This is a genomic window from Amycolatopsis thermoflava N1165, assembly GCF_000473265.1.
Classification (GTDB): Bacteria; Actinomycetota; Actinomycetes; order Mycobacteriales; family Pseudonocardiaceae; genus Amycolatopsis_E; species Amycolatopsis_E thermoflava.
The window spans coordinates 6,455,093-6,465,808 of sequence record NZ_KI421511.1 but is presented as its reverse complement, the minus strand read 5'-3'; the positions used below and the strand labels follow the sequence as shown (position 1 = coordinate 6,465,808).

The following is a 10,716-nucleotide window of genomic DNA, read 5'->3' as shown; positions in this document are numbered from 1 at the left end:
GAAAACCCGGAAGGCACTATTGGGGCCTAGCCAGAGAAACGCAAGCCGGCAACCCAAGTAGCCCCACCAAGCACCAGACCTCCCCCGCCCCCGATCTACAGCCGATCTTTAGTCGCCGACCAGGCGTGTCAAGGTACGCTTTCCCGCCTTGACACGCCTGCTCGGCGACTGAAACACAATCAGGCGTCGGGGGCGGGGGAGGTCGCCCCCAAGGCGACCTTCCGACGCGCCGTGAGGCGCTTCCCGCCCGTGAGGCGCACCGCCCGCAGGGCGCGCTCTTCGCCGCGCGACGGCGCGGCTCTAAAGCCGGACGGGCAGGCGACGGGAGGACCACCCAGCTCAGGCTGCCGTGCAAAAAAGAAGCGCCGACGCGCAAAACGCGTCGGCGCCTCCTCAAAAACCCCGTCAGGCGACCGGCGTCCGATCGTCCGCGGGAACGAGGGTTTCCAGCGCTTCCTGCAGGGCCGAGTGGGTGGCCGTGAGGCGCTCGGTGACCTCGCGGCGGAACTCGAACGCCTCGGTGCGCGCGTGCTGCGCCTCGGACAGCTGGCGCTCCGCGTCGGCGACCAGGGTGCTCGCCCGGGTCTCCGCCTCGGAGGTCTGCTTCGCCAGGCGCGACTCCGTCTCGGCGGTGATCTTCGCCAGCCGGGTCTCGGTCTCCTCGGTGTCCTTGGCGATCTTCGCCTCGGTGTCGGCCACCAGCTTGGCCAGGCGCTCCTCGGTCTCCCGGGTGTCCTTCGCCAGGCGCTCCTCGACCTCCTGGGTCTTCCGGGCCAGCGCCGTCTCGACCTCTTCGGTCTTGCGGGCCAGCGCGGTCTCGACCTCCTCGGTCTTGCGGGCCAGCGCCTCGCCGGTCTCCTGCTCGGCCTTGGCCCGCGCTTCGGCGGCTTCGGCGTCCAGGCGGGCGCGCTCCTCGGCGGCCTCCTCGTTCAGGCGCGCGATCTCGGCGCGGGCCTGCTCCATGAGGTTCTCGTGCTCGGTGGTGAGCGCGGTGTGCCGCTCCTGGAACTCCAGCTCGAGGTCGTCGCGCCGCTTGGCGAGCTCGGCCTCGCGCTCGGCGACCATCTTGTCGGCGGCCTTGCGGGTGTCCAGGTCGTACTTTTCGGCCGCGGCGCGGATGTCGTCGGCCTGCGCTTCGGCGCGGTTCTTGAGCTCGGCGATCTCCTCTTCGGCGAGCGTCATCATCGTGCGGACGCGCTCGGTCATCGTCGCGGCGCTCGACGGGTCGCTCGCCATCCGCGACAGCGCCTGCTTGGCCTCGCTCAGCTCCTGCTGGGCGTAGGACAGGGCACGGGTCAGCTCGGCGACCGACGAGAGGGCCTCGTCGCGGGAGACGGCCGTCTCCTTGAGCTCGGCGTTCAGCTGGGCGAACTTCTCGTCCACCGGCGGCCGGTCGTAGCCGCGGAACACGAGCGGGAACAGGGGATTACCAGCGATGGGATCTTGGGACTCGGCAGGAGGCATGCGGGCACCTTAGTGCTATTGGACCTGGGTTTCCATACTTTCGGGTGACACATTATCGAAGATCAACTGAATCCGGTCCGCGCCTCCCTCCAAACGGCTGGGATACGGTTCGGCGGAACTCGCGAGGAGGGGCCGGTGCAACTGCAGGAGATCGTGGCCGACCTGGCCGAACACTGGCCGCTCTACGTCTCGATGCCGTTCATCGCCGCGCTCATCGGCTACGTGACCAAGCGTGTGGCCATCGAGATGATGTTCCGGCCGATCGAGTTCGTCGGGATCCGGCCGTTCCTCGGCTGGCAGGGCGTGCTGCCGGCCAACGCCGAGCGCATGGCGGCCACCGCCACCGACATGCTCACGAACAACCTGGTCGACCCGAAGGAGATCTTCGCCAGGCTCGACCCGGACCAGCTCGCCAAGGAGATCGAGCAACCGCTCCTGCAGGTGGTCGAAGAGATCACCGAGGAGGTCATGGAGCAGTACCAGCCGCGCCTGTGGGAGGCCCTGCCCAGCGGTGCGAAGGAACTGCTGCTGCGCCGCGTCCAGGCCGAAGCGCCCAAGGTGATCGCGAAGATCATGCGGGAGCTGTCGGACAACATCGAGGACGTCCTCGACCTCAAGAACATGGTCATCACCAACCTGGTCCGCGACAAGAGCCTCCTCAACCGGCTCATCCGGGACATCTCACGACCCGAGATGCGGTTCATCGCGAATTCCGGGCTGGTGTTCGGCTTCGCCCTCGGATGTGTCCAGCTGCTCGTGTGGGCGCTCACCAAGTCGCCGATCGTGATGCCGCTGTTCGGCCTCGGCATCGGCTGGTTCACCGACTGGCTCGCCCTGAAGATGATCTTCCTGCCGCGTGAGCCGCGCGAGTTCTTCGGCCTCTACACCTGGCAGGGCGTGTTCCAGAAGCGCCGCGACCAGGTGGCAGCCGACTACGGCGACATGATCGCCCGCGAGATCATCACCATCCCGAACCTGCTGGAGGCCATCCTCAAGGGCCCGAAGGCCGACCGGCTGTTCCACCTGATCGGCCGCGAGGTGCAGCGGACCATCGACGCGCAGGCCGGCGTCGTGAAGCCGCTCGTGGCGGCCGCGGTGGGCACGCGCAAGTGGCAGGAGATGAAGCAGGCCGCGGCGCTCAAGGCGGCGGAGCGGGTGCCGGACACCATCCGGTACGCCGAGGAGTACGCGGTCAACGCCCTGGACGTGCGCAACACGATCGTCGACCGGATGCGGCAGCTGTCCCCGATGGAGTTCGAGGAGCTGCTGCGGCCCGCGTTCCGGCAGGACGAGTGGAAGTTGATCGCCGTCGGTGCGATCATCGGCGGGCTCGTGGGTGAGCTCCAGGCGATCCTGCTCCTCCACTAATCTCGCGGCCAGGATGTACGAGGGGGTGGCCGGATGGACGGGGTGCTGGCCGACTTCGCGCAGCACTGGCCGCTCTACACCGCGATCCCGTTCATCGCCGCGCTCATCGGTTACGTCACCAAGCGCGTCGCCATCGAAATGATGTTCCGCCCGCTGGAGTTCGTCGGCATCCGCCCGATCTTCGGCTGGCAGGGCGTGGTGCCCAAGCACGGCGGCCGGATGGCGGCCATCGCCACCGACCTGCTCACCAAGAACCTGATCGACCTCGGCGAGGTCATCGGCCGCATCCAGCCCGACCGGCTGGTGCGGGAGATCGAGCAGCCGCTGCTGCGGGCGATCGACGACCTGGCCCGCGACGTGATGGCCAAGCACCACCCGCGGCTGTGGGAGTCGCTGCCGCCGATGGCGCAGGACCTGATCGTCAAACAGCTGCAGGCCGGTTCGCCGAAGCTGGTTCGCGAGCTCCTGGACGAGGTCCGCGCCAACCTCGACGGCGTGCTTGACGTCAAGCACATGACCGTCGAGCGGCTCACCCGCGACCGCGCCCTGCTGGTGCGACTGATCCGCGAGACGTCCCGGCCGGAGATGGCGTTCATCGCCCGCTGCGGGATCTACTTCGGATTCGTCCTCGGCATCGTGCAGGCGGTGGTGTGGGCGCTGACGAAGAACCCGTGGGTGCTGCCGGTGTTCGGCGGCGCCATCGGCCTGTTCACCGACTGGCTCGCGATCAAGATGATCTTCCTGCCGCGCCGCCCGGTGAAGATCGGGCCGATCACGCTGCAGGGCAAGTTCCAGCGCCGCAAGGCCGAGGTGGCCCGCCAGTACGGCGAAATCATCGCCCGCGAGGTGCTGACCGTCCCCAACCTCCTCGACGAGCTGCTGACCGGCCCGCGCGCCGACCGGCTCGCCGCGCTCGTGCGGCGCGTGGTGGCCAGGGCCGTCGACGAGCAGGTCGGCCTGATCCGGCCGCTGGTGTCCGCGACGGTCGGCGGCGAGCGGCTGCGTGAGATGACCTCGACCGCGGCGGCCGGGTCGCTCGCGCAGATGCCGTACCTGCTCCGGCACGCCGAGCCGTACCTGGTCGAGGCGATGGACCTGGCGAACATGGTCGAGCGGCGGATGCTCGCGCTGACGCCCGAGGAGTACGAGAACCTGCTGCGCCCGGCATTCCGCCAGGAGGAGTGGAAGCTGATCGCGGTGGGCGGTGTGATCGGGTTCGTCGTCGGTGAGTTGCAGGTTTTGCTGATGCTTCACTAGGTGAACGGTTAACGTGTGCGCGTGGCGCACGAACCGCAGCAGCTCCCCGCGGTGCACGAGGCGTGGCTTCCCCGCGAGCACTCCCTGCACCGGCCCCGGCACGGCGGCCGTCAGCTCACCGCGTTGATCAGCGCGATCGTGTTCTTCACGACCCCGGCGCTGCTGTGGGTGTTCGGCGCGCGCCCCGCCGAGATCGAGAACCGGCACCTGGCGAGCTTCCCCAGCCTCGGCGACGGCTGGGCGTTCTTCACCAGCCTGCCCGGCTGGGCCACCGACCAGCTCACCTTCCGCAGCGCCGCGATCGACGCCGCGGACTGGATCAGCCGCACGTTCTTCGGCGAGACCCCGCCGCGGGACCAGGCAGGCACCACCGAGACCGGTCCCCTGCCCGGCAGCCCGCCGCCGACCCGGACGCAGGGCACGGACGACCAGCCCACCACCTCCGGCCCGCTCGACCAGGCCGGCTACCGGCAGGTCATCGAAGGCCGCGACGGCTGGCTGTACTTCGGCTACGACGCCGAGGCCAAATGCTCCCCGGTCCGGATGCTGTCCGACACGCTGGAACGGATGAACCGGCTGCGCACGATCATCGAGGCGTCCGGGCGCAAGTTCGTCTGGGTGGTGGCGCCGGACAAGTCCACGATGGTCCCGGAGAACCTGCCGTCCAGCTACCCGGGCCGGGAGTGCCACCGGGCCGCGGAGGCGCCCACCTGGCAGCAGATCGACGCCGCGGGGGCGGTGGACCTGCGGCCCGCCCTGACCCAGGAGGCGCGGCGCGTCAACCGCCCCGTCTACCCGTCCAACGACACGCACTGGACCGACGAGGGCTCACTCGTGATGACCCGCGCGGTCGCCGAGGCCGTGCAGCCCGGCATCACCGCGACCTGGCAGAGCAAGCAGGTCGGCACCTACACCGTCGCCGCGGACCTGCCGCCGCTGCTCGGCAAGAAGGCCGACAAGACGAACGTGCTCTACGACCTGCGCCCGGACGGCATCGTCGACCGGGCCGGGCAGACCATCGCCGACATCGAAACCCCGTCGTACCGGTTCGCCTCGCCGATGTCCTCGACGGTGAACGAGAAGACCCTGTTCTACGGCGACTCGTTCACCAAGGCGTCCTCGCGCTACCTGGCGGCCGGGTTCGCGAACCTGACGATGCTCGCCTACTTCACCCCGAAGACGAGCCGGGACCAGGCGATCGGGATGTTCGCCAACTCGGACGTGATCGTGCTGGAGACCGTGGAGCGCAGCGTCTCCAGCGGTCAGCTGCCGTTCCTGACCGACGAGTTCCTCACGGCGCTGCAGGCGCAACTGCAGGCGAGTCCTCGGTGACGCGGGCGGCCCGGTCCCGCAGGTAGGCGACCAGGCGGCAGACCAGGTAGATGGTGAACGCGATCGCGGTGACGAACGCGCTCACCGGTGCGCCCGGCGCGAGCGACAGGACGATCCCGCCCAGCGCGGCCGTCTCGGCGAACACGACGGCCAGCACGGTGGCCTTCCACGGGCTCGCGGTCAGCCGGGCGGCCGCGGCCGCCGGCGTCACCATCATCGCCACCACCAGCAGCGCCCCCACGATCTGCACACCGAGCGCCGTCGCGACGCCGACCAGCACCGCGAACACGACGGACAGCGTGCGCGCCGGGACCCCGCGCGCCGCCGCGACGTGCGGGTCGACGCTGGCGAACAACAGCGGCCGGTAGATGGCCGCGAGGATCAGCAGCACCACGACTGCAGCGATGACCAGCACGATGAGGTTGGTCGTCTCGATCGACACGATCTGGCCGACCAGGATGCCGAACTTGTTGGCCGCGCGGCCCGGGTAGAACCACAGGAACAGCACGCCGAGGCCCAGGCCGAAGGACAGGATCGCGCCGATCACCGAGTCGCGATCGGACTCCCGCCCGCCGAGCAGGCCGAGCAGCAACGCGGCGATCACCGCGCCGGCCAGCGCCCCGAACTCGACGCCGACGCCGAGCAGCAGCGCGCCTGCCGCGCCGGTGAAGGCCAGTTCGGCGGTGCCGTGCACGGCGAACGACATTCGGCGGGTCACGATCAGCGGTCCGAGCACACCGGCGACCAGCCCGAGCACGGCCGCGGCGAGCAGGGCGGTCTGCACGAACGGCAGCCCGAGCAGCTGCGCCGTCAGACCGAAGTCGAAGAACTTGTCCATGTTCAGCGGGAACCTTCGGTGCTCACGAAACGCGCTCGTCCAGGTGGTGGGGTTCGTCCTCGCAGACCGCGCTGCGCGCGCCGGCCACGTGGATCTGGCCGCCGACGCGGACCACCTCCACGCGGGCGCGGTAGAGCTCGGACAGCGTCTCGGAGGTCATCACGACCTCCGGCGGGCCGATCCGGAACCGGCCGTCGACCAGGTACAGCACCCGGTCCACATAGGGCAGGATCGGGTTGATCTCGTGGGTCACGAACAGCACGGCGGTGCCGGCTTCGCGGCGGCGGGCGTCGATCAGCTCGCTCACCGCGCGCTGGTGCGCGAGGTCCAGCGACAGCAGCGGCTCGTCGCACAGCAGCACGTCCGGCTCGCCGACCAGCGCCTGCGCGACCCGCAGCCGCTGCTGTTCACCGCCGGAGAGTTTGCCGACCGGCTGCTTGGCGTAGGACTGGGCGCCGACCGCGGCGACGGCGGCGGACACCCGCCGCCGTCGCTCGGCGAGACCACGCAGCCCGGTGCCCCACCGGTGGCCGTCGAGGCCCAGCCCGACCAGGTCGACCCCGCGCAGCGTGAGCGCTTCGGACATCGCCCGCTGCTGCGGGACGTACCCGACCGGGTGATCGCTGTTGATGCGCACGCTGCCGCGCGAGAGGTGCTGCAGACCGAGCAGCACCTTCAGCAGGCTGGTCTTGCCCGATCCGTTCGGGCCGAGCACGGCGACGAACTCGCCGGGCTCGACCGAGAGGTCCAGGCCGGACCACAACGTGCGCTGACCGAACGCGAGGGTCGCGCCGGAGATCTCAACCGCAGGGCTCAAGAGTTCAGGGCCTTCGCCAGGTCGTCGACTTCGCTGGTCATCCAGGCAATGTAGTCCGTCGTCCCGGCGGGCAGCGTCTCGGTCACGCCCACCACGGGGATGCCGGCGCGGTTCGCCTCGCCGACGACCTGCTCGGTGACCGGGGTGCTGGTCTGCTCGTTGTTGATCAGGGCCTTGACCTGCTTGCCGGTGATGAGCGAGTTGAACTCGGCCAGCGCGGCAGGCGGGACGTCGGTCTCCTCCTCGACGGCCTCGGAGAACTCCGCCGGGGTGGCGTCGGTGACCCCGGCGGCCTGGATCAGGTAGTGCGCGACGGGCTCGGTGACCAGGACCTTGGTGTCCGGGTGGCCGGCGCCGATCTGCCCGGCCTTGCCGGTGAGCTGGTCCAGCTGGGCCTTGAAGTTGGTGGCGTTGGTGGTGAAGGTCTGCGCCGCCTCCGGCTTGATCTGGCCGAGCTGCGCGGCCACCTGGTCGGCCACCTTGGCGACGGTGGCGAAGCTGTACCAGACGTGCTCGTTCTCGTCGCCGGTCGCGCCGATCTCGTACGCGTTGAGCTTGCGCGCGTTCGCCGCCTGGTCGGCGAGCTTGCCGAAGAAGTCGTCGTAGCCGCCGCCGTTGGCGAGGGTCAGCTGCGCGTTCTGCGCGGCGATGGCGTCCTCGGGGGTGGTCTCGTAGGAGTGCGGGTCGGCGCTCGGGTCGTCGATGATCGAGGTGACCGCCACCTGGTCGCCGCCGACCGCGGACAGCACGCTGCCCCAGACGTTGGTGGACGCGACGACGTTGATCTTGCCGCCAGTGTCGCTCGCGGTGTTAGTCCCACCACAGGCGGTGAGGCCGAGTACGAGGGCCGTCGCGGCGGACGCGAGACCGATCAGGCGGGGGAAACTCATCGCGAGCACTCCTGAAGTACGAGGTGGGACGCATGGTCGGAACTATTGGAAACGGTTTTCGAGTTCACCTTACCTGAACGGGTGACGATCTCACCGCCTCGGTTACCCCCGCCTGAACGTCACGTTGCGCAGTGGCGCACGCCGCACGGACGGCGTTCGACTTCACGACTCCGTTCTGAACCGTTACGGTTCCCCCATGGGGCGTCCTATGCGCATGAGGCGACAGGCGACGTTGGCGTCGCTCGCCGCGGAGCTCGGCGTGTCTCGGACCACCGTGTCCAACGCCTACAACCGCCCGGACCAGCTGTCGCCGGAACTGCGCAAGCGGGTGCTGGAGACCGCCCGGCGCCTCGGCTACCCCGGCCCCGACCCGGTGGCGCGGTCGCTGCGCACCCGCAAGGCGGGCGCGGTCGGCCTGCTGCTCACCGAGAACCTGTCCTACGCCTTCCGCGACCCCGCGGCGATCGGCGTGCTCGAAGGTCTCGCGCTGGCCTGCGAGGACGCCGGGGTCGGGCTGCACCTGGTGCCGGCCAGCCCCGGCCGGGACGACGTGGCCGCGGTGCACCGCGCCGGTGTCGACGGTTTCGTCGTCTACTCGGTGCCGGACGACGACCCGCACCTGGGCGCCGTGCTGGCCCGCCCGGTGCCGACGGTGATCATCGACCAGCCGCGCATCGAGGGCGTCGACCGGGTCGGACCGGACGACACCTCGGCGGTCACCGCGCTCGCCGAGCACATCATCCAGCTCGGCCACCGGCAGGTCGGCGTGCTGTGCATGCGGCTCGCGCGCGACCGCAACGACGGGTTCGCCTACCTGGACCGGCAGCAGAGCGCGCACTTCCACGTGCAGCGCGCCCGGCTGGAGGCGCTGGCGAAGGCGTTCGCGAAGGTCGGGGTCGACTGGTCGACGGTGCCGGTCGTGGAGCGCTTCGAGCACACCGTGGACGACGGCGCCGCCGCGGCCCGTCACCTGCTCGACGCGCACCCGCAGGTGACCGCCCTGATCTGCACGTCGGACATCCTCGCGCTCGGCGCGCTGGCGGAGGCGAACCGGCGCGGCCTGCGGGTGCCCGCGGACCTGACGGTGACCGGATTCGACGGCATCGCCGAGGCGGAGCGCGCCGGCCTGACCACGGTGCACCAGCCGGTGCTGGAGAAGGGCCGCGCGGCCGGCAAGCTGCTGCTGTCCTCCGGCGACCACGTCAAGCCGCGGATCATCACGCTCAACACGCAGCTGCGGATCGGCACGACGTCCGCGCCGCCGCGCACCATGGAGCAGCACTGGTTCGGGCCGTGATCTCTCTCATTGCGGGGGGTTGATGGGTCCGGTGGAATGAAATCCGGACACAACCCGGGAGGCATTCTTGACCGCGATCGACACCCTGCTGCAGCGCAACACGCAACTGACCGACCCCGTGCTCGGCGACCGTTCCACCGCCAGCCCGTCGATGAAGATCGCGATCCTGACCTGCATGGACGCGCGCATCCGCGTGTTCGAGATCTTCGGCCTGATCCAGGGCGAGGCGCACATCCTGCGCAACGCCGGCGGAGTGGTCACCGACGACGTGGTCCGGTCGCTGTCGCTGTCGCAGCGCAAGCTCGGCACCGAAGAGGTGCTGATCATGCAGCACACGGGCTGCGGCCTGGCGACCGTCACCGAGGACGGGTTCAAGGACGAGCTGGAAGAGGCGGGCGGGGTCCGTCCGACGTGGGCGGTCGAGGCGTTCCGGGACGTGGAGGACAGCGTGCGCCGGTCGATGCGGCGCGTGCGGACCAGCCGGTACCTGCCGCACACGGACAGGGTGCGCGGCTTCGTCTACGACGTGTTCACCGGCAAGGTCACCGAAATCCAGGACAACTAGTCTGGGCGCGTGCCCATCGACTCCGAACTGCTGATCGACTGGTTCGAATCGTGCGCCCGGGACCTGCCGTGGCGGCGTCCGGAGTGCACGGCGTGGGGTGTGCTGGTCAGCGAGATCATGCTGCAGCAGACGCCGGTCGCACGGGTCGAGCCGATCTGGCACGAGTGGCTGGCGCGGTGGCCGGTGCCGTCGGCGCTGGCCGCGGCGAGCCAGGGCGAGGTGCTGCGGGCGTGGGGCAAGCTCGGCTACCCGCGCCGGGCGCTGCGGCTGCACGCGGCGGCCACGGCCATCGCCACCGAGCACGGTGACGTTGTTCCGTCCGATGTGGACACCCTGTTGTCGTTGCCCGGCATCGGGGCGTACACGGCGCGGGCGGTGGCGGCGTTCGCGTACGGCAAGCGGGCGCCGGTGGTGGACACGAACGTGCGGCGCGTGGTGGCCAGGGCGGTCCACGGCGCGGGCGACGCGGGGCCGCCGTCGAACACGCGCGACATGGCCGACGTGTCGGCGATCCTGCCGCTGGACGAGGCACGGGCCGCGCGGTTCTCGGCGGCGTTGATGGAACTGGGCGCGGTGGTGTGCACGGCGCGTTCGCCGCGCTGCGCGGACTGCCCGGTGTACGCGGACTGCGCCTGGCAGAAGGCCGGCCGCCCGGCGTACAACGGCCCCGCGAAGGCGACGCAGAAGTACGCCGGCACCGACCGGCACGTGCGCGGCCTGCTGCTGGACGTCCTGCGGGGCACGCCCGAACCGGTGTGGAAGGCGAGCCTGGACGTGGTCTGGCCGGACACCGGCCAGCGGGACCGCTGCCTGGATTCGCTCTTGGTGGACGGTCTGGTGGAGCAGACCGCGGACGGCCGGTTCGCGCTGCCGGGCGAACACAAGTAG

The 10,716-nt window shown here is 70.2% G+C and carries 10 protein-coding genes; 6 read left to right on the top strand and 4 right to left on the bottom strand.

Going from position 1 to position 10,716, the window contains the following annotated elements; translation table 11 throughout:
• Positions 1-405 precede the first annotated feature (405 nt).
• Positions 406-1,464, bottom strand: a complete 1,059-nt coding sequence (locus tag AMYTH_RS0131940) for a coiled-coil domain-containing protein (protein ID WP_223842997.1) — start codon at positions 1,462-1,464, stop codon at positions 406-408.
• 135 nt (positions 1,465-1,599) lie between these two features.
• Between AMYTH_RS0131940 and AMYTH_RS0131935 the strand changes: the two genes are divergently transcribed.
• From AMYTH_RS0131935 to AMYTH_RS0131925, 3 genes are read left to right on the top strand one after another with little or no spacing between them, the layout of a single operon-like run.
• Positions 1,600-2,832, top strand: coding sequence for a DUF445 domain-containing protein (locus tag AMYTH_RS0131935; RefSeq protein ID WP_027933654.1), 1,233 nt, complete (start codon positions 1,600-1,602; stop codon positions 2,830-2,832).
• A 33-nt stretch (positions 2,833-2,865) separates the two neighbouring features.
• Positions 2,866-4,089, top strand: coding sequence for a DUF445 family protein (locus AMYTH_RS0131930; RefSeq protein ID WP_027933653.1), 1,224 nt, complete (start codon positions 2,866-2,868; stop codon positions 4,087-4,089).
• A gap of 21 nt (positions 4,090-4,110) precedes the next feature.
• The gene (locus tag AMYTH_RS0131925) at positions 4,111-5,421 is read left to right on the top strand and encodes an alginate O-acetyltransferase AlgX-related protein (protein ID WP_027933652.1); all 1,311 of its coding nucleotides are present in this window, start codon (positions 4,111-4,113) and stop codon (positions 5,419-5,421) included.
• Here the strand turns inward: AMYTH_RS0131925 and AMYTH_RS0131920 are convergent.
• The 3 genes from AMYTH_RS0131920 to AMYTH_RS0131910 are packed head-to-tail and all read right to left on the bottom strand — an operon-like array spanning position 5,381 to position 7,966.
• Positions 5,381-6,259 carry a metal ABC transporter permease gene (locus tag AMYTH_RS0131920; protein WP_027933651.1) on the bottom strand — a complete coding sequence of 293 codons (879 nt, stop codon included), beginning with the start codon at positions 6,257-6,259 and terminating at the stop codon, positions 5,381-5,383. The genes AMYTH_RS0131925 and AMYTH_RS0131920 overlap by 41 nt on opposite strands.
• Positions 6,260-6,281: 22 nt before the next feature.
• On the bottom strand, positions 6,282-7,076 hold the full coding sequence (locus AMYTH_RS0131915; protein ID WP_027933650.1) for a metal ABC transporter ATP-binding protein: 795 nt from the start codon (positions 7,074-7,076) through the stop codon (positions 6,282-6,284).
• Complete coding sequence (locus AMYTH_RS0131910) at positions 7,073-7,966, bottom strand: metal ABC transporter solute-binding protein, Zn/Mn family (protein ID WP_027933649.1); 894 nt, start codon at positions 7,964-7,966, stop codon at positions 7,073-7,075. The genes AMYTH_RS0131915 and AMYTH_RS0131910 overlap by 4 nt, the downstream gene beginning before the upstream one ends.
• A 196-nt stretch (positions 7,967-8,162) precedes the next feature.
• Between AMYTH_RS0131910 and AMYTH_RS0131905 the strand changes: the two genes are divergently transcribed.
• The 3 genes from AMYTH_RS0131905 (at position 8,163) to AMYTH_RS0131895 (ending at position 10,716) form a co-directional block, all read left to right on the top strand.
• On the top strand, positions 8,163-9,263 hold the full coding sequence (locus AMYTH_RS0131905) for a LacI family DNA-binding transcriptional regulator (protein ID WP_027933648.1): 1,101 nt from the start codon (positions 8,163-8,165) through the stop codon (positions 9,261-9,263).
• 67 nt (positions 9,264-9,330) lie between these two features.
• Positions 9,331-9,828, top strand: a complete 498-nt coding sequence (locus tag AMYTH_RS0131900; protein ID WP_027933647.1) for a beta-class carbonic anhydrase — start codon at positions 9,331-9,333, stop codon at positions 9,826-9,828.
• A gap of 9 nt (positions 9,829-9,837) precedes the next feature.
• The gene (locus AMYTH_RS0131895) at positions 9,838-10,716 is read left to right on the top strand and encodes an HhH-GPD family protein (RefSeq protein ID WP_027933646.1); all 879 of its coding nucleotides are present in this window, start codon (positions 9,838-9,840) and stop codon (positions 10,714-10,716) included.

Bases quoted from the DNA above. Each gene is read 5' to 3' on its own strand.
- AMYTH_RS0131940 (WP_223842997.1), bottom strand. From the start codon at position 1,464: ATGCCTCCTGCCGAGTCCCAAGATCCCATCGCTGGTAATCCCCTGTTC.
- AMYTH_RS0131930 (WP_027933653.1), top strand. From the start codon at position 2,866: ATGGACGGGGTGCTGGCCGACTTCGCGCAGCACTGGCCGCTCTACACC.
- AMYTH_RS0131920 (WP_027933651.1), bottom strand. From the start codon at position 6,259: ATGGACAAGTTCTTCGACTTCGGTCTGACGGCGCAGCTGCTCGGGCTG.
- AMYTH_RS0131910 (WP_027933649.1), bottom strand. From the start codon at position 7,966: ATGAGTTTCCCCCGCCTGATCGGTCTCGCGTCCGCCGCGACGGCCCTC.
- AMYTH_RS0131905 (WP_027933648.1), top strand. From the start codon at position 8,163: ATGGGGCGTCCTATGCGCATGAGGCGACAGGCGACGTTGGCGTCGCTC.